Consider the following 24,946-nt stretch of genomic DNA (forward strand, 5'->3'; position numbering starts at 1 on the left):
CGATGTTTATTTACGCTGCAAGCGCAAGGAATTCAGCACTACCGAAATCGAGCTCAGCGCCATCGCGCCGGAGGCGATCATCGGGTTGAGCTTGCCCAGCGCCGCCACCGGAATCGCCACGCTGTTGTAACCCAAGGCCCAGAACAAGTTTTGTTTGATGATGCGTAGCGTCGCACCGCTCAACTCCATCACCTCGGCGACCTTAGCGATGTCGCCGCTGACCAGGGTCAGATCCGCGGTCTCGATCGCGACGTCGGTCCCGGTGCCGATCGCAAAACTGACGTCGGCGGCGGCCAGCGCCGGCGCATCGTTGATACCGTCGCCGATCATGCCGACTCTGCCGCCCTTTTCCTGCAGCTCGCGCACGATGGCCAATTTTCGCTCCGGTTTGGCTTGCGCAACCACGGTATCGATGCCGACCTGCGCGGCGATGTAACGGCCGGTGGCTTCGGTGTCGCCGGTTGCCATCAACGGCTCGACGCCGAGCCGGCGCAGGCGTCGAATCGCCGCCGCCGCGTGCTGGCGCGGCTGATCGGCGATAGCAAACAAAGCCGCCGCCTTGCCGTCCACTGCCACAAACACCGGGGTTTTGCCCTGCGCCGAAAATTGCAGCGCCTTTTTATCCAGGGTTTTAAAACGTATGTCCAGACTGCGGAACCAATCGGCGTTGCCGACCAATACCTCGCTGCCATCGACCGTGGCTTTGATGCCGCAGCCGGGAAGGTTTTCGAAACCGCCGACCTTGCCGGGTTCCACTCCGCGCGTCTTGGCATAGGCAACGATGGTCCGAGCCAAAAAGTGTTCGGAATCTTCCTCCACCGTAGCGGACAAGGCCAGCACCCGCATTTCGTCCTGGCCGGCGGCCAGCAGAAAATCGGTGACTTTAGGCTTGCCTTCCGTAATCGTGCCGGTCTTGTCGAATACGATGTAATCCAATTGGGAGGCCGTTTCCAGGCTGCTACCGTTACGAATATAGACTCCGCTCTTCGCCGCCTGGCCGGTGCCGACCATGATCGCCATCGGCGTCGCCAGCCCCAGCGAACAGGGACAGGCAATCAACAGCACCGCAATCGCGTTGGTAAAGGCAATGCCGAAACCGGCACCGGCCAACAGCCAACCGCCCAGCGTCAAGGCCGACAAAGCCATGACCGACGGCACGAACAGCGCCGAAATCCGGTCGACGGTTTTTTGAATCGGCAGCTTCGACGATTGCGCCTGGTCGACCATGCGGATGATATTGGCCAGCACCGTATCGTTACCGACGGCGGTAACCCGCATCTGCAAGGCACCGTTGGCGTTGATGCAGCCGCCGACCAGTTTATCGCCCGTTTTTTTCACGACCGGCAGGCTTTCGCCGGTGACCATGGACTCGTCTACGGTGGACAGCCCCTCCAGCACGACGCCGTCGGTCGGAATTTTTTCGCCGGGCCGCACCAGCAAAATATCGCCGATAACAACTTCGTCCAGTCCGACCACCAACTCGTGGCCGTCGCGCAGTAAGGTTGCGTGTTGCGGCTGCAAATCGACCAATTTGCGGATCGCTTCGTGGGCTTTGCCCTTGGCTTTTTCTTCCAGATAACGGCCGACCAGAACGAAGGACAAAATGCCGGTCGCCGAATCGAAGTACAGCCCGCGGCTACCGGACAGCAACGAATACAAGCTGTAGCCGTAGGACGAACCGACGCCCATCGCGATCAGGCTGTCCATGTTGGTCGCACCTTGGCGGGCCAATACGGCCGCTTTGGCGAAGAACGGTTTGCCGGCCCAAAATACGACCGGCAATGCCAGCAAATGCTGCGCCCAATGCCAAAAGCGGGAAGCCGGCACGGCCATGCCGATAGCCATGACCGGCACGCTCAGTGCCGCCGCCAGCACCATACGGTTGCGGGCGTCGCGCAGGCGGCGCTTTTCGTTGGCGATCAACATTTGCCGCTGCGCCAGACTGTCGAAACTGTGCGCCTTGTAACCGGCTTTCTCGACGATGGCGGCGGCGATGTGTTTGTCCAGCCGGCCCTTGACCACGGCCGATTCGGTCGCGAAATTGACTTCGGCTAGGCTGACTCTCGGGTCGCGTCTGAGCAACATCTCGATCAGCAACGCACAAGATGCGCAGGTCATGCCCTCAATGGACAGATGGTGTTCCTGCTCCGGCTGGTTCGGATCGACTTCGCCGACGGTAGCAGCTTGCGCCGCAGCTTTAGCGCGCCGGCCGAGATTGCCCAGCATCAGGTCCAGCGCCGTCAGCAACTGGCTGCCGGGCAGTTTCTGCGGATCGAAGCGGACCACGACACAGCCGATGCTCGGCACGCTACGCACGTCGCTAACCCCGGGACGCTTTTTCAGCAGGATTTCCAGGATGTAACACCGCTCCGGGTCCTTGGCCAACAGCGGCGACACGAAGCGGACCCGGTTGTTGAGCTGGTGCAGCAACCGGCCATGGGTCAAAGTATTTCCATTATCGTTCTGGGTCATGGCGCTTCCTGTTTAGGTATGGCGAATCCATAGCCGGCTTTTGCGCAGGCGTCCGGCGGATTTCGGACGCTTTACTCGGCGTGCTCCTGTTTTGCGGCCAATTCCCGCCGGTACTTGTATGCCGTAATGCCCAGCGCCACACCGGCGCCGAATAAAACCAGCGGATGCAGCAGGATTTTCCGGGCCAGGCCGGCTTTGCCGGTGGCGACCGCACCCGCCACGGCGCCGGCCACCGCCGGATGCATCATGCCTTCTCCCATCTTCATTGCCGTTCCGACCATTTTGCTGCCGGCCTCGACAGCCGCTTTTGCTCCGTGTACGTGTGCCATGTCAATCACCTCGATCAATATAAAAATTCAAGTAATGCAAACCCGATTTGCTCTGCCGCCTGGCTCGAGCCGAACGGTTTATGCGACGGGGCCGAAATGTCGGCTTCATTCGGATCGATCGCTGCCGGCCGCATATTCGCGGCTTTCGGCGACCAAATCCAGCAGATTCTCGCGTTGCCGCAACAGGAAATTCTTGCTTTCTTCTGCGGTGCGGCTGCCGACAATAATAATCTCCTTGCGGTATTTGTGGGTCAGGTAACCGCCGACCACGCCGGTGGCGAACAAGGCCAACGGGTGGCGGACCAGGGCGCCGCTAATGCTTTTGCTGGCGTGGGTCACGCCGGAAATGACAATGCCCATGAATACGCCCTTAACCAAGGCCTCGCCTCGGGTCGGCGGAGGCATCCGTTTAGTTTTGCGGCCGCTGCTGCCGTTCTTTTTTCGGGTTTCGTGGTGTGTGCTGGTAGCAATGTTGTTGTCGCTCATAACTGTCTCCGTGTTGGCAACGGGAATTGGCCGGCGCCGGCGGGTCGACACCGGGGCCGGCGGCTGGTATCGTGCTCGCGCTTGGCCACTATATCAGGCTTCACTAATCTTCCTCCTGTTTCGATAGCCGGTCAATTACCTTAAATTTAGCCTTTAATTTCAATCACACGAGACTCCAGTATGACGTTAGGCAGCACCTCGCCGGGTTCGGGCAACATTTTCAGAAAAATCCTAACCGTCGGTTTTGCGTTACTGGGCATCGGGCTGATCTTGTGGCTGGACAGTTGGTTCATGGATCACGCGGGCATGCCGGATTTGACCGGGGACCTGAATTTCGGCCTGCTGTTTCTGATCGGCTTTTTGACCAGCTTCCACTGTGTCGGCATGTGCGGTCCTTTGATCCTGGGTTATATCGCCAAAAATGCCAAAGCCGGACAGCATTCGCATACAGCGCATTTGCTGTACGGCGTCGGCAAAACATTGTCTTATTCGACGATCGGCGCCCTGTTCGGTGCGTTCGGCGCGATCGTCGCCTTCACGCCGTTTACCCAAGGCGCTATCGGCATGGCTGCCGGCTTTTTCCTGGTCCTGTTCGGCATCCACATGTTGGAAATATTTCCTGCGTTGCACCATTTCCAGTTCAAAACGCCGGGCTTTGTCATGCGTTTCGTCGGCAAAGAATACCGCAAGCACAGCAACCCGTTCGTGATCGGTTTGCTGAACGGCCTGATGATCATTTGCGGCCCGCTGCAAGCCATGTACGTGATGGCAGCCGGCAGCGGCAGTTGGTCGCAAGGCGCGACTATTCTGTTTTTCTTCGGCCTGGGCACCTTGCCGCTACTGATGGGTTTCGGCTTTTTGACCAGCCTGTTGTCGGCCAACTTAACCCCCAAATTGCTGAAAGCCTCCGGCGTGATCGTGATGGCTCTGGGCGTCATCATGCTCAACCGCGGCTTGTCCGTCACCGGCAGCGGCTGGGACTTTAATACCGTGGTCGCCCGTGTGTCGCTCGAATTTGCGCCGAAGGGTCCCGAAGTACCCTACTGCGAAAACGAACAAACCATTCGCATGGATGTGCTTAAAAGCCGTTTCGCGCCGAACAAATTCACGTTGCGTAAAGGCATTCCGGTGAAATGGGTGATCGATGTCAAGGAATTGAACGAATGCAACAAAGAGATAGTGGTGCGCGATTACGGGCTGGATATCAAATTGCAGAAAGGCTCCCAGGTAATCGAATTCACGCCGAAGGAAGCCGGAGTCGTGCCGTGGAGTTGTTGGATGGGCATGATTCCCGGCACCTTTATCGTCGTGGAAGAGACTTCGCCGCCGGCGACCGAAACCGCCGCGCCAGCCGCAGTGGCGCCCGAGGAGACCGCTGCGCAACGGCTGCTGCGCCAATTTCGCGAACAATGGCAAAAACTCCTGGGCTAACGGTAACAGGACATGCCGCACAAGCCCCAACATCCGACGCCGAGTTGCGCCCGGCTCATCAATCACGCTGAATCAAGCCGCCATAACGGTATGAATTGCCCGAATTCCGGCCGCAACGTTGCGATTGGCGTCATCCTTGCCATCCCAGCCACGGGCATTTCCTGTCGGGGTAACGCTCTGTGTTTTACGACATTGCCCCATCCCCAATGCCCTTGAGTTAAGCCGTTCGTCCTGAACTTGTCGAAGGGCGAACGGTTAACCCTAAACTTAAGGAAACGATGATTTATTCATTTTCGTCGTTCCCGTGAAAACGGGAACCCCAAAAAATCAAAGATCTGGATCTCCGCTTTCGCGGAGATGACGATTTAGTCAGCGATTCCTTAACGGCATTGCTCCCATTCCGCCGGGTGCCGTGACGGCTGTTACGCGACGCTCCAAACCCAAGGTATTCCGGACAAATCCGCCGCGGTCTAGCTGTTGCAAACCGGAAGCCGCCTAGACTTCACGGCCCTGCCCCGCTTTCGCGATAAAACCTGGATGAAATATTTTCGGCCGGCGCAAACAGAGATTTGCGGCAAATGCCACAGGCTTGATAAGGCAAATAACATAGTTACCACAACAAAACCGGAAACGATTTTTTTATCCGATTGATTTAAAGCCGTTTATCAATTTATGTCTTGATTTTGCTTGGTTTAGAAAAACGCGTCCGAGATAATTCAGAAAATCGTCATATAGCAATATTTAATCTTGTAAAGCGTTTATATCTTCCCAATAATGTCTAAAAACGCTACGAAATGTCGGCTTTATCCGACACCCTCAGTCGGCATTGAATTACAACTTTAGTCCGGCCAAGCCACTACGGAGAGGCTGTAATGCGATATTCCTCGCTATGGTTTTTAAATGTTCTCGTTCAAGTTTCGCTGTTGAGCCTACTGCTGTTACATGCAAATTCAGCCGCCGACGGTCGGCATCCGCAGCTCGACCGTAAAGCCGCATTGGTAACCAACCTGCGCCTGACCGACCTGTGCCTGTTCACCGAAGCCCGCTACACCCGGCATTTGTCGCAAGCGGATCTGAACACCGCCTTTCAAGACCACCCGCTATCGCTGGAGCATTTTCCGTCCGGCTCGTTTACCCAACCCACCCTGCCGCGCGAGGCGCTATGAACGCCTGGATCGAAAAACAACGTTACATCATCGATTTCACGATTTCGTCGCTGCTGCGGCGCAAGGTGAAAAACCTGGGCTTGCTGGCGCTGTATACCTTGATCGTGTTCATCCTGGCCTCGACGATGTTCTTCACCTACTCGATCAAGCGCGAAGCCAAGTTGATCCTGCAAGGCTCGCCGGAAATCGTGGTGCAGAAAATCGTCGCCGGCCGTCACGATCTTTTGCCGGTGGCTTATCTGGACCAAATCAAGGCCATTCGCGGCGTGGCCGAGGTCGAGCCGCGGCTGTGGGGCTATTACTACGACAGCCTGGTGCAGGCCAACTACACGCTGTTGGTGCCGTCCAAACCGGTGGACAGCAATGCCTCAAAAGCCCGAACCACGGTCGTGGTCGATCCCAACGACCCGCACGCCGCCGATGTCAACAAACCGCTGTACGAATACGACGGCGCGCCGCCGGAGCCCAACACCATCGTGATCGGTAACGGCGTGGCGCGAATGCGCGAAATCGGCGCCGGCGATTTCATGCCGTTCATGAGCTTCGACGGCCAAATCATGAACCTGCGCGTCGCCGGCGTGCTATCGGCCGAATCCGAGTTGGTGTCGGCCGACTTGCTGCTGGTCAACGGCGAGGATTTCCGCAAATTGTTCGGCATCGCGCCCGAATTCGTTACCGATGCCGTCGTCACGGTGAAAAACCCCAGCGAGGTGGCGACTGTGGCAGAAAAAATCAAGAAGAAGTTGCACAGCTCGCGGCCTATCGTCCGCGACGAAATCCTGCGCACCTACGACTCCATCTTCAACTGGCGCGGCGGCATGATGATCGTGGTGTTTTCCGCAGCGGTGCTGGCTTTCGTGATCTTTGCCTGGGACAAGGCATCCGGCCTTAGCGCCGGCGAGCGGCGCGAGATCGGCATCCTGAAGGCCGTGGGCTGGGAAACCTCCGACGTGATTCTGATGAAATTCTGGGAAGGCGCGATGGTCTCGCTGACCGCGTTTTTCAGCGGCGTGATCCTGGCTTACATCCATGTATTCTTCTTGGGTTCTGCAGTATTCGAGCCGGCCTTGAAGGGCTGGTCCGCACTGTATCCGCAGTTCGCTTTGACGCCGTTCGTCAATGCCGAGCAGTTGACCACGCTGTTTTTCCTGACCGTGGTGCCTTACACCGTTGCCACCATCGTGCCGACCTGGCGGGCGGCGACGATCGATCCCGACAGCGCGATGCGCCATACCGGAGAATAGCCATGATCGAATTGTTCAATGTCCGCAAAGTGTTCAATGCCGGTAGCCCTAGCGAATATTCGGCCATCAACGGCGTCGATCTGCGCATCCACGAAAACAAGGTCACCGTGCTGAAAGGCCCGAGCGGCTCCGGCAAAACCACGTTATTAAGTATCGTCGGCTGCATGAGCCGGCCGTCGGCCGGACGGGTGAAATTGCAAGACCGCGAGATCACCAGCCTGCCGGAGCGGTTTTTGACCGATATCCGCCGCAAGACCTTCGGCTTTATATTCCAGCAGCCGAATCTGATTAAAGGCATTTCGGTGCTGGAGAACGTAATGTTGCCGGCTTATCCGTTAGGCGAGAAACGCTCGCTGCTGAAAGCCAAGGCTTTGAAAGGCCTGGACGAACTGAGTTTGGGCCACAAGGCGGTGTCCCATGTCGAATGGTTGTCCGGCGGCGAAGCGCAACGGGTGGCTATTGTTCGCGCCTTGATCAACGACCCGCAAATCATCATCGCCGACGAACCGACCGCGCACCTGGATACCAAGCTGTCCTACCGCTTCATGGAAATCGTCGACCAGTTCAAGGCCCGCGGCAAGACCGTGATCATCACCAGCCACGATCCCCTGGTTTACGACTCGCAAATCGTCGACCACGTGGTCAACTTGCGCGACGGCAAACTCGAGAGTCCGGCGTGATCCTGAACCCCACCGTCATCGCCAATCTGCTGGCCTCCTACACCTCTAGCGGCATGTTGGTGTATGCGGCCTACTACGGCGTGCAGATTCTGAAGCACTGGAATATTGAGAGCGGCGACGAGTTGCAACTGGTGTTGGAGCGCAAGACTTATTTGATTTCGACAGTGCTGAGCTTCGTATTCGGTCTGCAGTTGCTGTCGCTGTTTTTGTACATCTTCACCGCCGACGCTTTGTGCCCACTGTTCGTCGGTGCGATGTGCGCGGCCGGCACCTTGAACGTCAACGGATTCGGTTATCCGACCCTGGAACTGAAAATCCTCAATTTTCTGCTGGCCGGGCTGTGGCTGGTGCTGAACCACGCCGACAACCAAGGCTACGACTATCCGTTGATCAAGAAAAAATACCTGCTGCTGACGCTGATCACGCCGTTCATCGTGCTGGAAACGGTGCTGGAAAGCTTTTACTTTCTAGGCATGCAGGCCGACGTGATCACCTCCTGCTGCGGCAGTTTGTTCAGCAGCGAGAAACAAGGCGGCCTCGGTTCGGAAATTGCCGCGCTGCCGGCCAAGCCTATGTTGTGGGTGTTCTACGGAGCGATGACGATCACCTTGAGCGGCGGCCTGTGGCTTTACCGCACAGGCCGCGGCGGCTTTCTTTACGCCGGCTTGAGCCTGGCGATGTTCGGCACTGCCTTGCTGGCGATCATCTCGGCGATTTCGCTGTACATCTACGAGCTGCCGACCCACCACTGCCCGTTCTGCATCATCATGGAGGATTACCACTACGTCGGCTATCTACTGTATGTGCTGCTGTTCGGCGCGGCGGTGACCGGCATCGGCGCCGGCTTGCTAACCGCATTCGGTAACGTCGGCAGCCTACAACAAGAACTGCCGGGCTTGATCCGGAAATTGACATTGGCCTCGCTGGCCTTGTTTGCACTGTTCACCGCCCTGGTCAGTTACGAGGTTGCCACTTCGAGCCTGGTGCTGAGTTACGAGGTGGTTTATTAGTTTCGGGGGAAACGATGAAAACAAAGTTTGATTCGACTCAATGGCTGCTGGCCGCACTTTGCTTAGTTTGGTTACTGGCGGTCTCAGAGAGCCGCGCCGACCAGAAGATCGAAATCACCAAGCAGGACCGCTGCCCGGTATGCGGCATGTTCGTTTACAAATACCCGAAATGGGTCGCGCAAATCTATTTCAACGACGGTAGCGCCTATTTCTACGACGGCGCCAAAGACATGTTCAAACATATCTTCAACACCCAGCAATACACGCCGGGCAAAACCGCCGAAATGATGACTGAGGTTTGGGTGACCGATTACTACGAGGTGGAGTTGATCGACGCCAAGTCAGCCTATTACGTGATCGGTTCCGACGTGCTGGGGCCGATGGGCCACGAACTTTTGCCGTTCAGGGATCAGGCAGCAGCGCAGGAGTTTATGGAAGACCATAAAGGCAAATCGATCATGCGTTTCCAGGAAGTGACGCCGGCCGTGATCGAATCGCTGGATAGAAAGGGCTAACGATGCATCGCCTCTGGTTTCCAACGTTGCTGGTGTTTATCGCGCTGGGACTAGGCGCCTGCAAACGCGGCAGCGGACCACAGCTCGACGATCCGGCGCCGCAAGTCGAGCTGCCGGATTTTCGGGGCAAAACCTGGCAATTGCCGGGCGACCTGCGCGGCAAAGTCTGGCTGGTACGGTTCTGGTCGCTGGACTGCCACCTGTGCGACAAGGACATTTTGCTGGGACTAGAAACGCTCCGGCAAAAATACCAAGACCGCGGCTTCGTGCCGGTTGCGGTCAATGTCGGCGAATACGACGCCAACGACGAACGTTGGCAACGCTTCGCCAAACTGAGCTACCCGATGCTGAGCGACGCACGCGGGATTGCCGCCAAAAAATTCGGCGTGGTTGGGTTACCGACCACCTTCGTGATTGATGCCGACGGCATATTGCGGGAAAAGCGAGTCGGCGACGCCGGCTTGGACGGCTACGAGCAGCTTATTACGACAATCGTGAAGTAAGGAGAACGCAATGAAGACGAAACTTATAATACGGATAGTGTTGTTATGCCAATGGCTATTGCTACCGGCCTGGGTTTGGGCAGAATCGCCGCAAATGACCCCGGTCGTGGTATCGCCGCACGAACACGAACATAAAGAACGCCCGAGCTGCCGGGTATGCGGCATGTGGATAGACCAATACATCAAAACCGCAGGCGTCATCACCTATAAAAACGACGACAAAGAATACACCTGCGGCGTGGCCTGTTTGCTCAGGGAAATCGACGATGTCGGCGGCATTTCCGAATTGAAGTCGGCCAAGGTCACCGATTGGGTGTCCGGCAAACTGGTCGACGCCGAGACGGCAACTTACGTCCTGGGCAGCAAGGTGATTCCGGACATGCTGCCCAATTACATCGCCTTTGCCGAACGCTCCGAGGCCGAAGCCTTCGCCGCCAAAGAAGGCGGCGAAATCATCGACTTTGCTGCCGCTTTCGCGGACGTGTCGCCGGTCGGCACCACCGCGCCATTCCGGATTCGGACCGCGGTCACGCCGGGCGCCGGCAACTTCAGCGTCGGCATGGTGTATGGTTACATGGAGAAAAGCGCGGTCAAAAACGGCTCCAACGGCGTCGATCCGAGCACCTTCATCCACGGCAACCGTGGCCAGCGCCAAGCTCCCGAGGAAGTCAAAATCCACAATCAGGCCTTCACCTTGAACTATTCGCCGACCGACAGTTTGGCCTTGTTCATGAACATTCCGTTCGCCGAACGCCGCACTAAAACCCTGAACCAATCGGCGCCAACCGCAGCGCAAAGCTTCAGCGAAACCGTGCAGGACGAGAGCGGCATCGGCGATATTACATTGGAAGGCCGCTACAACTTCTGGCACAGCACCCATTACGACAAATTTGCCAGCTTGTTGCTGGGTACTACGTTACCGACCGGCGATTTCAACGCCACCCGCGCCGCAAATGCGATCGTCGGCAGAAATCTGGTGGCGATGGGCCCGGCGCTGCAATCGGGCAAAGAGGTTGCCACCTTCACCGGCGGCTTACTGTATTCGCAACGTTGGAAAGATTTCTGGCTGCACGCGTCCGCACTCTACAACGTAAATCCGGAGAACGACGAACAATTCAAATTCGGCGACGTGTTGACCGGCGGCTTGGCGCTGCATTACACGCCAAACTATGACGTGATGGTCGGTATCGAACTGGATTCCAGCTACACCCAGAAAAACGAGGATATGGGGTACAAGATCGGTAACAGCGGCGGCTTGGTGACGAACTTGGCTTTCGTCGGCGACTGGCGCTTCATGAACGCCTTCGGCGGCAACTTTAAACTGCGCGGCTCGGTCGGCCTGCCGATCTACGAGGATTTGAATTCGTTCCGGGTTGCCTACGGCGCCAACAACCGCTTTAACCTGACCCAGGTGCAGCCCGGAGACGGCTTCTTCGCCAACTTGGCGATCCAGTGGACGTACCGCGAAGCGCCGAATTACTGACCTTATGCGCACAACGGCCGGCTCGGCGAACCTTAGCCGAACCGGCTATTTACAAATAGTCTCGCCGATTGAGGTCCTGTAGCGATATGTTTGCACCAGCCCGATCAGCCTTGGCGCTCGGCCTTGCGTTTGCGGCCTTGGCTGCAACCTGGGCCGAGGATACGCAACCGTTGCTACACCCCGACGAGGCCTTTCAATTTTCCGCCGAACTGGTTGGCCGCGATACGCTGGCGCTGTCCTGGGATATTGCCGACGGTTATTACCTGTACCGGCAAAAATTCAAATTCGCTGCGCAAACCGCCGATATCGTAATTGATGCGCCGTCGTTTCCCACCGGCCAAAACCGGCAGGACCCGCAATTCGGCAATGTGGAAATATTTCGAGAACGCCTGGAACTGGTATTGCCGTTTCAACGCCGTTCGGCCGCTGCGGAGACATTGAATCTGGAAGTCACTTATCAGGGCTGCGCGGATATCGGCGTTTGTTACTTGCCGATACGGAAAACCATAGGTTTCGATTTGCCCGAAGCTGCAGCCAGGCCCGAATAAGGCCGGTCCGGTTTTGCCTGGCAGACAAAGGCCCTGCCAGCGTATCCGCTAATGCGGGATTGCGCGCCAGCTTCCGCTATCGCAGCGCGCAAAAAAACGGCGGCATGCCGAACATGCCGCCGCAGTTTGCTAAGTCCACGTCCCTGCGTCGTTTTTTCCAAATCAGGCTTTGCGGCGGGAAACGCCCAAAAACCCCGCCAGTGCGGAACCGAACAACCAAACCGCGCCCGGCACTGGCACGGCGGCGACCGAGAAGTTTTCGGTGTTGGGTACGCGCGCTGCGAAGCTACCGTCGCCCAGATTGGTCCAGTTGGCGTTAGCGTTGACCAATAGCCGGTAGTCGGCGAAAGCCGCTTCGCCGCTGCGCGGGCCGGCGTATTCGGCATAGTCGGTGCCGCTGTTCAATTGCACCGCGCTGCTGCCGACCGCCAGTCCGGTATTGGCCAGGGTACCGTTGCTGCCGAAGCCGCCGTTGGAAATGGCCGCCAAAAAGGTGGTGGGCGTATTGGCGTTGCTGCCTAGCAGCGCGTAAATCGTTTCGTTGCTGGCATTGATGCCGTTGTCGCCGCCAGCGCCGAACAGGGAGCCGACCGATACCGACCGCGAGGCTTGGTCGTATTTGCTGAAGCGAATCACGGTGCCGGCCAAAATCGGCGCGGCTCCGCTATTCCAGGACAGCACGCCTTCGCCGCTGTTGAACGCGCCGCCGGCACCGATGGTATTGCCGTTCCATTCGTTGTCGTTGAAATGGATGGTGGTATTCGCGCCGATCTCGACGAAAGCCACCAACGAAAATCCGTCTTCGTCGGCATTAAACGAGGTAAAGGCGATATCGCCCGTGGTCAAAGCCGCGTGGGCATTCGCGCCGGCCACCAGCAACAGGGCCGAAACAATTGTGTTGCGAAACATCGAGTTCTCCTGGTTCAAAATTGGGATTGGCTGAATTCGAGGCTTAAACCTCTACCGAATCGGCCGGCCGCTGCAGCGGCCGCATCGACTTCGATATCGCCCAATGTTAACCAGCTCACAAGAATGTAAAGCGTCAACTCGGTTAAGGTTTGGTGAAATGTAATACGCGGCTAACCGGCCGATGCGAAGCAACGCTCGCCTGCGGCAACCGCTAACACCAATAGCGCGATGGCAGCAAATGCGCCGCCGTCGCCCGAATACAGATACGGGGTAGCGCCGCGCATCGGCACGATGCTGTCGCTGATGGCAACGCTATTGAACAACGGCGCCTGGCGTTTGACCGCTCCGTCCGGAGCGATGAAAGCGGTCACGCCGGTGTTGGTGGCCCGCACCAGATAGCGGCCGGTTTCCAGCGCCCGCATCTGCGCCATCTGCAGATGTTGGTGGGGTTGGGCCGAATCGCCGAACCAGGCGTCGTTGGTCATGTTGACGATATAGCCGGCCTCGGCCGCCTGGCGCGCGACCAATTCGCCAAAGGCATCTTCGTAACAGATAGTCGCGACGAAGGCATGGCCGCCGGCCCGCAACAGCGGCTGGCGGGCGCCGCCGGCGGCGAAATCGCCGAGCGGGATGGCCAGTTGGTCCAACACCCAACCCGACAGCGGTTGCAACGGCAAATATTCGCCGAACGGCAGCAGATGGATTTTGTGATACAGCGCTTGCGTTTCGCCCAGCGCCAACACGCTGTTGTAATAGTCCCTACCCTGGCCGCTGCTGGGCAAACCGAGCACGATATCGACGCCGCGGGCGCGGGCTTCGGCTTGCAATGGGTCGATAAAAAACGGCTTCACATCCTCCAAAAACGCCGGGATCGCCGTCTCCGGCCAGATGATGACGTCGGAATCCCAATGCTGTTCGGTCAGCTTGCGGTACAAATTCAAAGTCGCCAGTTGCTGGTTAGCCTGCCATTTTTCGTCCTGGCCGATGTTGCCCTGCACCAGCGTGACGGCGATCGGCGCGCCGGCCGGCTCGGTCCAGGCCACTGCCCGCAAGCCGGCGCCGGTGCCCCAGATTGCCAGCAGCAGCGCCAGGCCGGACCGCCAACGCACTGTTTTTTGTGCCATTTCGGCCGCAGTAAATGCGGAAAATGCCAACAAAAAACCGACTGCGTAAGCGCCGCCGAGCGCAGCGAAGCCGGCCAGCGGCGTGCCGGTCTGGCTGTAGCCGATTTGCAGCCAGGGAAAACCGTTCAGCACGTAGTTGCCGCGAAAATATTCCACCGCCACCCACAACAAAGCGGCACCGGCGGCGCGGGTCCAAGCGCCCGGCCAAGGCACCATTGCGATCAACCAAGCCGCCAAGGCCGGAAACCCAGCCCACGCCGCCACCAGCAGCGCGGCCAACGCCGCGGCGCTGGCCGGATCGGCGCCGCCGAAATCGTGAATGCTGATATACACCCACCAAATACCGGAACCGAACAGGCCCAATCCGAAACAATAAGCGGTCGCAGCCGCCCGCCGCGGCGTCTGCCGTTGCCAAGCCAGATAAACTGCGATCAGCGCGACAGGCGCCAGATAGGGCAAGGCGTAGGGCGCGAAAGCCAAGGTCAATAAGCCGCCGCTGCACAGTGCGGCGAGTTCGGAGCGGTACTGCAGGATTCGGGACATGGGCCAACCGGTCGGACAAATGGAGCGGCATTTTATGCAGCCGCGTGCGCTTATTCAAAATCCGTAGCTGTTGAAGCGGTTAATCTGTTCTAAACTTGCCGAGGTTTCCTTATGCACATCGACTCGCCGTTCATGACCGACAACGCATCCCTGCCCTTCCAATTGACCCACGAATCGATGGCGAGCTGGTTGAAATCGCTCAGCTCGCTGGCCCCGGCCGTTGCCGCCAACCGGCTCAATCTGACGTTGAAAGAACTGGTACGCACCGATGCCGACGCGAATGCGTTGTTGCCGTTGTTGATCAATCTGTGCCCGCTAGCGCTGCACCTGTCCAACAGCCTGGCCAATCTGGCCCGCACCGAACAGCAAGGCAAAGCCCATAAAATCGCCAAATTGGCGGTGCAACTGCTGCGCCATTTGAGCCTGGCACTGTGCCGGGCGATCGAATCCAAGCAATTGGCAACCGAAACCGTACCGACCGCGATCTTCCACGCCCTGCACCTGATCGGTTATTGCCAACGTAACAGCGCGTTGTTTTACGAACCGCCGTCGGCCACGCTGTGGAAAAAAACCGCCCTGCTCTACCAAATCGCCGAAAAAAAGAATTGGCTGCAGCAGGAGATCGCCGGCAAATTCGCGGATTTTAAGCAACCGAATTCGATTGAAGGAGTTGTAAAGCGCAATTTGTTATTCGCAATTTTCGCCCCCAACCGCTACGCCGTCGCCGAAATCGAACAGTTGTTCAAACTTGCCGCCATCACCCAACCCTTGCTGGAAACGTCGATGCAGCCCAGCCAGGGGCCGGATTTCTATTGGGAACTGAAAGACAGCGAACCCTGTCCGGCTAAACGCGGCCATTGGCAGACCTCGCGCGGCATGATGGCCATCCGCACCCAACGTCTCGGCGGCGCTTTGCGACTCGGCGAAATTAGCAGCGAATTGCCGCAAACCGCCTTAAGCAAACTGACGCAACACCTGTGCGGTTACGACCAATTGTTCGCCTCGGTGGATTTGAAGCCACCGATACTGCCGGCCCGCTTTTTCCCCGGCTTGGGCAGCGTCCTTGCTTATTTATCGAGCCAGGATAAATTGTCGAAAATCATGCGCCTGAGCGGACAAACGGCGAGCAAAAACGTGCTGCGCGATATGAGCTTGGTGCCGTTGGAGCACGAAAAAAACTTTTACAAACCCAGTACCGGCCACGTTTCCAACTTTGCTAAACAACCCGGCTTTCCGGTCACATTGCTGCGTAACCACAGCAAACAATTCGTCGTGGCCGAAAGCAGCGAAGGCGCGTTCTGCACCGGCGACATCGGCATGTTGAGCCGGGAACAGCAAGCACCACGGCTGATGCTGGTGCGGCGCCAGGCCGCGTTCGAAGACACCTCGCTGATCGCCTTCGAACCGGTCATCGGCGAATTGTCCATCCACGACATCGCCGGCGACGGCGGAAAAACCGTACAGGCGGTGCTGGTCACCGACGAAAACCATAGCGAAGTATTTCTACCGAAAGGCAAATATGCGCTGGAGAGCAAAATAGCCCTGCCGAACGGCACTACCCTGCTTTTGAAAAGCTGTCTGGAATTTAACGAATACTACGCCCGCTTCCGCGTCACGCTTGATTCGTAACGCCGTGCGGCACGTGGGCGGCCGCGACCTGGTGCTGTTCGGCCGAATCGCAATGGCCTTTCTGGTCGTCGAAGAAAATATCGGCGCCGAACGCCTTCAGAAAGGCACCCTTGGGCATGCCGCCCAAAAATAATGCCTCGTCGATCCGAATCCCCCAGGCGCGCAAGGTGCGCACCACCCGCTCGTGGGCCGGCGCGGCGCGGGCCGTGACCAGCGCGGTGCGGATCGGCGAGATGTCCTGATCGAAGTGGGTCTGGATCCGGTGCAACGCGCTGAGAAATTCCTTCAACGGCCCCCCGGATAACGGTTTATGCGCTTCGCTGCGTTCGTTGGCGGCGAATGCGGCCAGGCCGTGTTGCTGGTAAATCCGCTCCGATTCGTCGGAGAACAGCACCGAATCGCCGTCGAAGGCAATGCGCAATTGGGGCGACGGGTTGGCTACCGCACCGGAGACGATGGTCGCCGCCGCATAGCCGGCTGCCAGCGCTTTGCGGACGTCTTCGTTGTTGGCGGACAAAAACAAATGGGCACCGAAAGCCGGAATGTATTCGTAAGGCGACACGCCGCTGGTGAACGCGGCGCGGGTAATCGCCAGTTCGTGGTGGTTGATCGAATTGAAGATGCGCAATCCGGTATCGGCGCTGTTCTGCGACAGCAGAATAATTTCGACCAGCGGCGAACCGGGAAAGGCCTTGTTGATATCGAGAAATTTCTTCACCAGCGAAAAGCCGAAGCCGGGTTGCAGGATTTCGTTTTCGTGTTCGATCTGGTACCGGCAGAAGGCTTCCTTGCCTTGGGTTTCGAAAATCGTGTGCGATTCGTCCAGGTCGAATAAGGCCCGCGACGACACCGCGACCACCAATTTCTGGTTATTCATGGCGCCGGCCTTATTCCTTGACCCGGGTGACCCACACCGAATCCAGATTCAGCGTTTTCTTGACTTTGGCCGCGTAGGCTGCCGCCTCGTATTGGCTTTTAAAACCGTCGACGCTCAGGCGGTACCAGTTTTCGCCCTTGGTTTCGGTCTTGCTGACCTTGGCCGGCACGCCCTTGCCGGCGAATTCCTGAGCCTTGCTTTTGGCGTACCAGTCCTGCTTGAACGCCACCAGATTGACCGCCCAATTTTCCTCGACCGGCGCAGGTTTTTTCTTTTCCGGTTTCGGCGCCGCCGCCACCGCGGCAACCCGGCCTTTTTCCAGGGCGCTGACTTTGTTCTGCAACGCTTCGAGCGCCGCGCCGATTTGCAGGTTTTGGTTGGCCAATTCGACCAGTTTGCCTGCTTGGTCGCCGCTGGGCGCGGCAGCATTCGCACTAGCACCGCTGGCGTGCGGCGCCTTGCTCAATTCCGCGATCTGGGTCGACATCACGCCGGTGCTGACCGTTAGTTCGTCCAATTGCTTGTGCAGCATCGCCATCTCGGCGGCATCGTTGGCCGGTGCGGCATTAACCTGTTCCTGCAATTTGCCGATGATCGCCGCCAATTCGCCTACCTGGGATTTGGCGATCATGCCTTGCACGCCCAATCCCACGCCGGCCAGCAGGGCCACGCCGGCGACGCCGGCCGCGGCATAGGCCGCCACCGGCTTTTTGGCGTTCAACGCATCCAAACCGCGCTTGGCTTTCTTTTGTTCGACCTGCAAACTTTCCAGGCCGGCCTGGCACTCGCTGAGTTGGGCCTTTTCCGGTTTTTCGGCCAGTTCGTGCTTCAACTGCTGCTGTTGCCTTTTCAGCTCGGCGATTTGCCGGTTCAGCGCAGTAATATCGCCGCTGTAGTCGACCGCCGGCGCCGGCGGTGGCACGGCGGCAGCTACGGCCGTGGCCGCGGCGGCAACCGCGACGTTCTCCAAACCCGCTGCGCCGCCGACCACCAGCGCATCGCTATCGTCGTCCAGCTCCGGCTCTGCCACGATTCGAGCCGCTGCATCGGGCTCAGGCTCGGGCTCGCCGGGTTTCGCTTCGGCATCACCGGCTACCGCCTCGATCGCATCGGTATCTGCCAGCGGGTTTCCGATGTCCGCCACGATCTCGTCCGCGGCGGCAACGCCTGGCACGGCAACATCCTCGTCAGCCGAGATATCGAAATCCGCCATCAGAAAATCGGCAGTGCCATCGGCCATTTCCGGCTCATCGCCAAATTCGTCGATTTCCGCCATGTTTTCCAAATCGCCGCCGGACGGTGCAGCAACTGCTGTGGCAACGACCGTTTCCGCTTCGGTTTCCCCGAATTCATCGATATCGCCGACCTGTTCCAATTCGGCCACTTCGGCTATAACCTCATCCGCCGCCAATTCGCGTTCGATGTCGGCACCGACGGAATCGGCAAATTCGTCGGCCAGCGCCTCGGCCTCCCGGCCGGGATTGATCGGAATATCGGCAATTTCGCTATCGAATTCGTCGCCGAATTCGTCGATATCGTCCAGCGGCCGATTCTTCCCCGCCGGCAAGTCGATTTCCAGCAAGTTGTCGAAATCGCCGAATTCGTCGATTTCTTGTTCCGCGTCGCGGCCCAGGGTTTCTTCGCCGACCAGCAACCGGTCTATCGCTTCGTCGTCGTCGATTTCGCCCACTTCGCGCCCGGCCGGTTCGCTGATGTTCAACATCGCATCCAGATCGTCGGCGAAGGCATCCAGAGTTTTTTTGCTTTTACTGCCAGTCGGTTCAGCCATGAGTCTTCTCGGTTCGGTGGGGCGGCCGCTCGCTCGCCCGAATTACGCTATTATGGTCCGGCGCCTACCCGGCTTCCTTGACAGCGGTGACCAGAGCATTGACGTCGATCCGCCGCTTCAGTTGAATCCGGCCGAATCCGGCCTCTGCCATCTGGGCCAGAGCGACCGATTCGCGCATCACATGGTTTTCGGACTCGTCGCTGAACAGATGAATGATCCAATGTTCCAACAAGTCCAGGCGGTCGATGCCGATCAATGCCCTGAAGTAACCGGCCACTTCCCGTTGCGTGGCCCGGGTGTGTTCATCGATGTCGTCCAAGGCGTAACGGTCGCCGTTGACGAATTTGCCGCCCGGTTTCAACACCCGGTAAATCTCGGCCAGCACCTGGCGCCGGTAACCGGCTTCGAAGTTATGCAGCGTGTAGGCGGATGCGACGACATCTGCGCTGTGTTCGGGCAAATCGCGCAACGCGCTCAAAGCGTCTTGTCCGGAAAATGCGAGTCGTCCTTGGTTGGCCCAGTCTTGCAAATTCTGTTTGGCCTGGTTTTGCATGGTCGGCTCGCTGTCGACGCTCAGTACCCGGCAATTCTCCGCCGCCGACAAAATCGCCAGCGTGGTAATCCCGGTACCGCCGCCCAACTCGACTACTTCCGGTGCATTGTCGCGGCCCCGGCAAAAATCGGCGACTTCGAGCCCGACCAAGCGGCTCATTTCCGCGGCAAACGGGCAGATCAGCTTCAGCATGTCGTATTCGCGGCCGATCACGCCGGAGAACATCGCATCGAACGGGTTATCGGCGCTCATGGACTCTCCTTGAGTTTTTGCCGGGCCTGGTAGGCTGCCAATTGTTCCGGAGTAGCTTCGCGCTGGTATTTATCCTTCCATTCGGCGTAGGGCATGCCGTAAACGATCTCGCGGGCTTGCTCGTAATCGACGCCGATACCGCGTTCGGCCGCCGCCGCCGCGTACCATTTCGCCAGACAATTGCGGCAGAAATCGGCAAGTATCATCAATTCGATATTTTGAACTTCGGTGTGCTGTTGCAAGTGGGCAAGCAGTTGCCGGAAAGCAGCGGCTTCCAACTCGGTACGATCGGTATCGACCATGAAATCCTCCTTTAAATTCGGCATTTTAGCAGCAAAGCCGCCCCGCTCATGTACAATTGCAAACAAAGATTCTACAATTAAGCATCGTTACTTCGGCCCCTAGCGTCACCCCGTGAACACCATACATAGTTCATCATTGGCATTCTATCCGGTCGGCTATCAATACCGGCAAACCGGAGCCGCGGACGCCAAGCCTGAACAGCCGCCGCTAGCCGATACCGACGCTGCATTAAAAAACCGGCAACCGCAAAGCCAACCCTCGTCCACCGAGCAAATCGAGGCGGCACTGGCCGAAACCGAATTGACGATAGAAACCCGCAACGCACCGACCAATTCGCGCGCCTTGAAAGCCCTGAACGCCTACACCGAAAACCGGAACCAATCCGCTCAGGCACGGCTTCACCAAACACTTTCCGGCATCGATCTATACGCCTAACCTTTCCGCTAAACCGTCCATCATGAAACCGCTTTTAGAGTTTTTCCCCATCGTTTTGTTTTTCGTCGCCTACAAGCTGTACGACATCTATGTGGCGACCGGCGTCGTGATTGCCGCGACGCTAGTTCAAGTCTGCATTTACTGGCTGCTCTACCGCAAAGTCGAAACGATGCAATGGATTACGCTGGGTTTGATTCTGGTCATGGGCGGAGCCACGCTGTATTTGCAAGACGAGCAATTCATCAAATGGAAGCTAACCATTATCGAATGGCTATTCGGCGGCGCCTTCTTGGTCAGCCAGTTCGTCGGCAATAGAACCTTCATCGAACGCATGATGGGCGCCAATCTGGAATTGCCGGCCCGTATTTGGAAGCGGCTGAACCTGAGCTGGTCCTTGTTTTTCATCGGCGTCGGTTTTTTGAACTTGTACGTGATGAGCCATTACAGCACCGACGATTGGGTCAGCTTCAAGACCTTCGGCGTACCGGGTTTGATGGTGCTTTTCATCGCGGTGCAAATGGTTTTCTTATATAAATACGTGCCGTCTCCGGAAGCGAAAGAGTGATGCTGTACGCGATAATTGCCGAAGATACTGCCGACAGCTTGAGCAAACGCCTGCAAACCAGGCCGGCTCATCTGGCGCGGTTACAAGAATTGCAAGACCAGGGCCGGTTGGTTCTAGCCGGACCGCATCCGGCAATCGACGCCGAAAATCCCGGCGATGCCGGCTTCAGCGGTAGCCTGGTGGTCGCCGAATTTGCCGACTTGCAGGCCGCCCGGACCTGGGCCGACGCCGACCCGTATTTAGCCGCCGGCGTTTACGCCCGCGTTACCGTCAAACCCTTTAAACAAGTATTTCCCCAATGACCGCCGATATCATCAGACACAAGCTGGAAGAGGCTTTTAAGCCGGAATTAATAGAAATTATCGACCATAGCGCCGCACATGCCGGGCATGCCGGAAACCAAGGCGGCGGCCATTACCACGTTACACTGGTTTCAACGCAGTTCGAAAACAAATCGTTGGTGCAACGCCACCAACTGGTCTACCAAGCCTTGGGCGACATGATGAAGGCGGAGATTCACGCCTTGAGCATTAACGCCTTAACTCCCTCTGAAAACAGCAAAGGAAATTCTTGATATGAAATTGAAACTTGTCCCCCTGGTTCTGGCCGGCGCCGCTTTGTTACCGGGCTGCTTCGAAGAAAAAGCCAAAGAGGCAGCTCCCGCAACTCCGGCCGTCAGCAAGGAAGATGCGGTGGCCTCGGTCAACGGTACCTACATCAGCAAAAAAACCTTGGAAACGCTGGAAAAAGAGATTTCCGAACGCAGCCAAGGCCAAACCTTTCCGAAGGAACAGTTGCTAGAGGAATTGATTCAACGCGAGTTGTTGATTCAACAGGCTTTGCAAAAACAATTGGACAAATCGCCTGAAGTGATCGAGCGGATGGCAACCGTCAGAAATTCCCTGCTGTCGCAAGCAGCGTTACAGGATTACCTGAAAGCCAACCCGGTCACCGACGAAGAGATCAAAGCCGAATACGATTCGAAAATGGCCAACATGGGCAGCGAATACAAAGCGCGCCATATTCTGGTCAAAACCGAAGACGAGGCCAAGAAATTGATTGCCGAGCTGGATAAAGGCGGCAACTTTAACGAACTGGCTAAAAAACATTCGATCGACCCGATGGGCTCGGAAGGCGGCGACCTAGGCTGGTTTACCGCCGACCGGATGGTGCCGCCATTCTCCGAAGCGGTCGTTGCTCTAGAGAACGGCAAATACAGCAAACAACCGGTGCAGACCCAGTTCGGCTGGCATGTCATTCTGCGCGAAGACTCCAGAGCCTTGACCCCGCCACCGCTGGACACCGTCAAAGAACAAATCCGGCCGATGCTGCAAAGGCAAAAAGCGCAAGCAATGATCGAAAGCTTGCGTAAGAACGCGAAAATCGAAGTGATGCTGCCGCCGACACCGCCTAAACCGGAAGAAGCTCAGCCGGCAGCACCGGCGGAATCCCAAGCGGCGACTCCTGGCGAACAACCTGCCACGGCACCGGCCGAGCAGGCAGCCCCATCCCCATCCGAACCTACCGCCCCCGCAGCGGAAACTAAACCTGCGGAACCGGCGGCCGCAAAATAACCAAACGGCCTGACTTGGCAATGCAGGGCGGACATCCGCCCTGCTTCACCGAATCCACTGCAGCGGGCTAAGCCGCTTGCGCCCTCATCGCCCGATTTTGGCACTTTTCATCCAGCATGGCCTTAATGCTGGACGAGCATTTGCCGCAAACGCCTCCCGCACCGGTACATTCCATTACCTGTCTACGACTGCAAAGGCCCTGGTTAATCGCCTGAGCGACCTGCTTATCGGTAACCGCTTTGCACACGCACACGTACATATAACAACCTCCAAACGATTTTGGATTAATGATAACAATTATCATTTAAAAGTAAAGCGGTGTCATCGGCATTTTTCAGGTTCCGAACTAAGCCAAACATCATTGGTCCAACCGCGATATTACCCTGCGATGCTTAGGAAATTCGCGGGATTCAGCCATGATTCCGAATTGCGCTTCCGGGTTTTTTCGTGCTTAAATACCGAGATAACCTTTTCGTCATATATAGAGCCAATGATGCAAAACTATCAAACCCAACAATCCACTGTGCTGGAAATACTGGACGCTCACCGAACGATGCCGGGCAGCTTGTTACCGATACTGCACGGGATTCAGGACACCCTGGGCTACATTCCTCCGGCCGCAGTCGCGGATATCGCAAGTTCTCTGAATTTGTCGCAAGCCGAAGTGCATGGGGTTATTAGTTTTTATCATTACTTCCGCGACACTCCGCCGGGCAAGCATACCGTACGCATCTGCCGCGCCGAATCCTGCCAATCGATGAACAGCAAAGCCCTGGAAAACCACGCCAAACAGGTGCTAGGCATCGATTACCACGAAACCACCGCAGACCAAACCTTCTCGCTGGAACCGGTTTATTGCCTGGGCAATTGCGCCTGCTCACCATCGATTACGATAGACGACCAAGTATTCGGCCGCGTCACGCCGGATAAATTCGACAGTCTGCTTGCCAAATTCAAAGGTGCTTAACATGACCCGCCTGTTTATTTCCCGCGACTCCACCGCGCTGTCACTGGGCGCCGAGCAAGTCGCCGACGCGTTTACCCAACACACCGCCGACCGGGGCCAATCGGTAGAAATCGTTCGTAACGGCTCGCGCGGCCTGTTCTGGCTGGAACCTCTGGTGGAAGTCGAGACCCCGCAAGGCCGCGTCGCTTACGGCCCGGTCCAAGAGGAAGACGTTGCCGCACTGCTCGACGCCGGATTACTGGAAGGCAAACCGCATCCGCTTTATCTGGGCAATATCGAAGAACTGCCCTATTTCAAAAACCAAAATCGGCTGACTTTTGCTCGCGTCGGCATCACCGACCCGGTTAGCCTGGGCGATTATTTGGCCAACGACGGCTATAAAGGCCTGAAAAACGCATTGGCGTTGCAGCCGGCCGAGATCGTCAAACACGTCACCGACTCCGGCCTGCGCGGTCGCGGCGGCGCGGCGTTTCCGACCGGCATCAAATGGAATACCGTACTGAACGCCTCCGGCGAACAAAAATACATCGTCTGTAACGCCGACGAAGGCGATTCCGGCACCTTCTCCGACCGGATGATCATGGAAGGCGATCCTTTCGTTTTAATCGAAGGTATGACCATCGCCGGCATTGCGGTCGGCGCGACTCAAGGTTACATCTATCTGCGCGTCGAATACCCACATGCCAAAATCGCGTTGAACCAAGCCATTGAAGCCGCCTACAAAAACGGCTATCTCGGCGAAAACATCCAAGGCAGCGGCAAAACCTTCCACCTGGAAGTACGCAGCGGCGCCGGCGCATACGTCTGCGGCGAAGAAACGTCATTATTGGAGAGCCTGGAAGGCAAACGCGGCCTAGTGCGCTTCAAACCGCCACTGCCGGCCATCGTCGGCCTGTTCGGCAAACCGACCATCGTCAACAACGTGATTTCGCTGGCCTCGGTGCCTATCATTCTGGATAAAGGCGGCGAATTCTATAAAAACTACGGCATGGGCCGCTCGCGCGGCACGCTGCCGCTGCAATTGGCCGGCAACATCAAACACCCAGGCTTGTTCGAGGCCGCATTCGGCATGACTTTGCGCGAACTGCTGTACGACTACGGCGGCGGTTCCGCCAGCGGCCGACCGATTCGCGCCGTGCAAGTCGGCGGCCCGTTGGGCGCCTACATGCCGGAAAGCCAATTCGATACCCCGCTCGACTATGAAGCCTTCGCCGCTATCGGCGCGGTATTAGGCCACGGCGGCTTGGTCGTCCACGACGACACCACCAATCTGGCCGACATGGCCCGCTACGCGATGGAATTCTGCGTCGAAGAATCCTGCGGCAAATGCACGCCGTGCCGGATCGGCTCGACCCGCGGCGTCGAAGTCATCGATCGCATCGTCGCCGATGTGGACAAAGCCAAAAACACCGAATTGCTACGCGACCTGTGCGACACGATGCTGTGCGGCTCGCTGTGCGCGATGGGCGGCATGACACCTTATCCGGTGTTGAGCGCGTTGAACCATTTTCCCGAAGACTTTGGCCTACACCCCACCAAAGCCTGATCTATCCTCCCGG

27 protein-coding genes are annotated in these 24,946 nt (G+C 57.6%); 17 read left to right on the forward strand and 10 right to left on the reverse strand.

Features of this window, described 5'->3' with window-relative positions; all coding sequences use genetic code 11:
- Positions 1-6: 6 nt before the first annotated feature.
- The 3 genes from MKFW12EY_RS17335 to MKFW12EY_RS17345 all read right to left on the reverse strand — a co-directional run bounded on the left by MKFW12EY_RS17335 (position 7) and on the right by MKFW12EY_RS17345 (position 3,287).
- On the reverse strand, positions 7-2,472 hold the full coding sequence (locus tag MKFW12EY_RS17335) for a heavy metal translocating P-type ATPase (RefSeq protein WP_221053457.1): 2,466 nt from the start codon (positions 2,470-2,472) through the stop codon (positions 7-9).
- Positions 2,473-2,543: 71 nt separating this feature from the next.
- On the reverse strand, positions 2,544-2,801 hold the full coding sequence (locus tag MKFW12EY_RS17340; RefSeq protein ID WP_157198222.1) for a hypothetical protein: 258 nt from the start codon (positions 2,799-2,801) through the stop codon (positions 2,544-2,546).
- 105 nt (positions 2,802-2,906) lie between these two features.
- A complete protein-coding gene (locus tag MKFW12EY_RS17345; protein ID WP_245006347.1) occupies positions 2,907-3,287 on the reverse strand; it encodes a hypothetical protein in 381 nt (126 codons plus the stop codon).
- Between the two features lie 180 nt (positions 3,288-3,467).
- On the opposite strand from MKFW12EY_RS17345, the gene MKFW12EY_RS17350 reads away from it, so the two are divergent.
- From MKFW12EY_RS17350 to MKFW12EY_RS17390, 9 genes are all read left to right on the forward strand, one after another.
- On the forward strand, positions 3,468-4,718 hold the full coding sequence (locus tag MKFW12EY_RS17350; RefSeq protein ID WP_245006348.1) for a sulfite exporter TauE/SafE family protein: 1,251 nt from the start codon (positions 3,468-3,470) through the stop codon (positions 4,716-4,718).
- Positions 4,719-5,641: 923 nt separating this feature from the next.
- Complete coding sequence (locus MKFW12EY_RS17355) at positions 5,642-5,884, forward strand: hypothetical protein (protein WP_245006349.1); 243 nt, start codon at positions 5,642-5,644, stop codon at positions 5,882-5,884.
- Positions 5,881-7,128: an ABC transporter permease gene (locus MKFW12EY_RS17360; protein WP_221053458.1), complete on the forward strand. Its 1,248-nt coding sequence runs from the start codon at positions 5,881-5,883 to the stop codon at positions 7,126-7,128. Before MKFW12EY_RS17355 ends, MKFW12EY_RS17360 begins: the two co-directional genes overlap by 4 nt.
- A gap of 2 nt (positions 7,129-7,130) precedes the next feature.
- Entirely contained in the window at positions 7,131-7,808 is a 678-nt protein-coding gene (locus MKFW12EY_RS17365) for an ABC transporter ATP-binding protein (RefSeq protein ID WP_054761552.1), read from the forward strand.
- On the forward strand, positions 7,805-8,818 hold the full coding sequence (locus tag MKFW12EY_RS17370; protein ID WP_054761536.1) for a hypothetical protein: 1,014 nt from the start codon (positions 7,805-7,807) through the stop codon (positions 8,816-8,818). The genes MKFW12EY_RS17365 and MKFW12EY_RS17370 overlap by 4 nt, the downstream gene beginning before the upstream one ends.
- A 14-nt stretch (positions 8,819-8,832) precedes the next feature.
- Entirely contained in the window at positions 8,833-9,333 is a 501-nt protein-coding gene (locus tag MKFW12EY_RS17375; protein WP_221053459.1) for a nitrous oxide reductase accessory protein NosL, read from the forward strand.
- A 2-nt stretch (positions 9,334-9,335) separates the two neighbouring features.
- Positions 9,336-9,836, forward strand: a complete 501-nt coding sequence (locus tag MKFW12EY_RS17380) for a peroxiredoxin family protein (protein ID WP_221053460.1) — start codon at positions 9,336-9,338, stop codon at positions 9,834-9,836.
- Between the two features lie 10 nt (positions 9,837-9,846).
- Positions 9,847-11,319, forward strand: coding sequence for a nitrous oxide reductase accessory protein NosL (locus MKFW12EY_RS17385; RefSeq protein ID WP_082409809.1), 1,473 nt, complete (start codon positions 9,847-9,849; stop codon positions 11,317-11,319).
- Positions 11,320-11,405: 86 nt separating this feature from the next.
- Entirely contained in the window at positions 11,406-11,867 is a 462-nt protein-coding gene (locus MKFW12EY_RS17390) for a protein-disulfide reductase DsbD N-terminal domain-containing protein (protein WP_082409810.1), read from the forward strand.
- A gap of 162 nt (positions 11,868-12,029) precedes the next feature.
- On the opposite strand, the gene MKFW12EY_RS17395 is transcribed toward MKFW12EY_RS17390, so the two are convergent.
- The gene (locus MKFW12EY_RS17395; protein ID WP_054761554.1) at positions 12,030-12,776 is read right to left on the reverse strand and encodes a hypothetical protein; all 747 of its coding nucleotides are present in this window, start codon (positions 12,774-12,776) and stop codon (positions 12,030-12,032) included.
- 170 nt (positions 12,777-12,946) lie between these two features.
- Positions 12,947-14,443 carry an apolipoprotein N-acyltransferase gene (gene lnt, locus MKFW12EY_RS17400; protein WP_221053461.1) on the reverse strand — a complete coding sequence of 499 codons (1,497 nt, stop codon included), beginning with the start codon at positions 14,441-14,443 and terminating at the stop codon, positions 12,947-12,949.
- A gap of 111 nt (positions 14,444-14,554) precedes the next feature.
- Here lnt and MKFW12EY_RS17405 point away from each other — a divergent pair, with 111 nt between their 5' ends.
- On the forward strand, positions 14,555-16,072 hold the full coding sequence (locus tag MKFW12EY_RS17405) for a hypothetical protein (RefSeq protein WP_221053462.1): 1,518 nt from the start codon (positions 14,555-14,557) through the stop codon (positions 16,070-16,072).
- Here MKFW12EY_RS17405 and MKFW12EY_RS17410 read toward each other — a convergent pair.
- The 4 genes from MKFW12EY_RS17410 to MKFW12EY_RS17425 all read right to left on the reverse strand — a co-directional run bounded on the left by MKFW12EY_RS17410 (position 16,056) and on the right by MKFW12EY_RS17425 (position 19,845).
- On the reverse strand, positions 16,056-16,949 hold the full coding sequence (locus tag MKFW12EY_RS17410; RefSeq protein WP_054763682.1) for a 5'-nucleotidase: 894 nt from the start codon (positions 16,947-16,949) through the stop codon (positions 16,056-16,058). The two genes, MKFW12EY_RS17405 and MKFW12EY_RS17410, sit on opposite strands and share 17 nt — an antisense overlap.
- A 10-nt stretch (positions 16,950-16,959) precedes the next feature.
- The gene (locus tag MKFW12EY_RS17415; protein ID WP_221053463.1) at positions 16,960-18,738 is read right to left on the reverse strand and encodes an SPOR domain-containing protein; all 1,779 of its coding nucleotides are present in this window, start codon (positions 18,736-18,738) and stop codon (positions 16,960-16,962) included.
- A 64-nt stretch (positions 18,739-18,802) separates the two neighbouring features.
- Positions 18,803-19,543: a class I SAM-dependent methyltransferase gene (locus tag MKFW12EY_RS17420; protein ID WP_221053464.1), complete on the reverse strand. Its 741-nt coding sequence runs from the start codon at positions 19,541-19,543 to the stop codon at positions 18,803-18,805.
- Entirely contained in the window at positions 19,540-19,845 is a 306-nt protein-coding gene (locus MKFW12EY_RS17425) for a DUF1244 domain-containing protein (protein ID WP_054762780.1), read from the reverse strand. Before MKFW12EY_RS17425 ends, MKFW12EY_RS17420 begins: the two co-directional genes overlap by 4 nt.
- A 112-nt stretch (positions 19,846-19,957) precedes the next feature.
- On the opposite strand from MKFW12EY_RS17425, the gene MKFW12EY_RS17430 reads away from it, so the two are divergent.
- The 5 genes from MKFW12EY_RS17430 to MKFW12EY_RS17450 are packed head-to-tail and all read left to right on the forward strand — an operon-like array spanning position 19,958 to position 22,420.
- Positions 19,958-20,281 (forward strand): hypothetical protein, encoded by a 324-nt coding sequence (locus tag MKFW12EY_RS17430; protein WP_054762772.1) that lies wholly within the window; start codon positions 19,958-19,960, stop codon positions 20,279-20,281.
- 22 nt (positions 20,282-20,303) lie between these two features.
- Complete coding sequence (locus MKFW12EY_RS17435) at positions 20,304-20,846, forward strand: septation protein A (protein ID WP_054762770.1); 543 nt, start codon at positions 20,304-20,306, stop codon at positions 20,844-20,846.
- Positions 20,846-21,148, forward strand: a complete 303-nt coding sequence (locus tag MKFW12EY_RS17440) for a YciI family protein (RefSeq protein ID WP_054762768.1) — start codon at positions 20,846-20,848, stop codon at positions 21,146-21,148. The genes MKFW12EY_RS17435 and MKFW12EY_RS17440 overlap by 1 nt, the downstream gene beginning before the upstream one ends.
- Complete coding sequence (locus MKFW12EY_RS17445; protein WP_054762766.1) at positions 21,145-21,420, forward strand: BolA family protein; 276 nt, start codon at positions 21,145-21,147, stop codon at positions 21,418-21,420. The genes MKFW12EY_RS17440 and MKFW12EY_RS17445 overlap by 4 nt, the downstream gene beginning before the upstream one ends.
- Position 21,421: 1 nt before the next feature.
- On the forward strand, positions 21,422-22,420 hold the full coding sequence (locus tag MKFW12EY_RS17450; protein WP_221053465.1) for a peptidylprolyl isomerase: 999 nt from the start codon (positions 21,422-21,424) through the stop codon (positions 22,418-22,420).
- 67 nt (positions 22,421-22,487) lie between these two features.
- On the opposite strand, the gene MKFW12EY_RS17455 is transcribed toward MKFW12EY_RS17450, so the two are convergent.
- Positions 22,488-22,724: a (2Fe-2S)-binding protein gene (locus tag MKFW12EY_RS17455; protein WP_310749825.1), complete on the reverse strand. Its 237-nt coding sequence runs from the start codon at positions 22,722-22,724 to the stop codon at positions 22,488-22,490.
- A 189-nt stretch (positions 22,725-22,913) separates the two neighbouring features.
- Between MKFW12EY_RS17455 and MKFW12EY_RS17460 the strand changes: the two genes are divergently transcribed.
- Together MKFW12EY_RS17460 and MKFW12EY_RS17465 are read left to right on the forward strand one after the other, a co-directional pair.
- Complete coding sequence (locus MKFW12EY_RS17460) at positions 22,914-23,387, forward strand: formate dehydrogenase subunit gamma (protein ID WP_054762776.1); 474 nt, start codon at positions 22,914-22,916, stop codon at positions 23,385-23,387.
- Between the two features lies 1 nt (position 23,388).
- Positions 23,389-24,933 carry a formate dehydrogenase beta subunit gene (locus tag MKFW12EY_RS17465; RefSeq protein WP_221053466.1) on the forward strand — a complete coding sequence of 515 codons (1,545 nt, stop codon included), beginning with the start codon at positions 23,389-23,391 and terminating at the stop codon, positions 24,931-24,933.
- Positions 24,934-24,946 lie beyond the last annotated feature (13 nt).

It is taken from the genome of Methylomonas koyamae (assembly GCF_019669905.1).
Taxonomy (GTDB): Bacteria; Pseudomonadota; Gammaproteobacteria; order Methylococcales; family Methylomonadaceae; genus Methylomonas; species Methylomonas koyamae.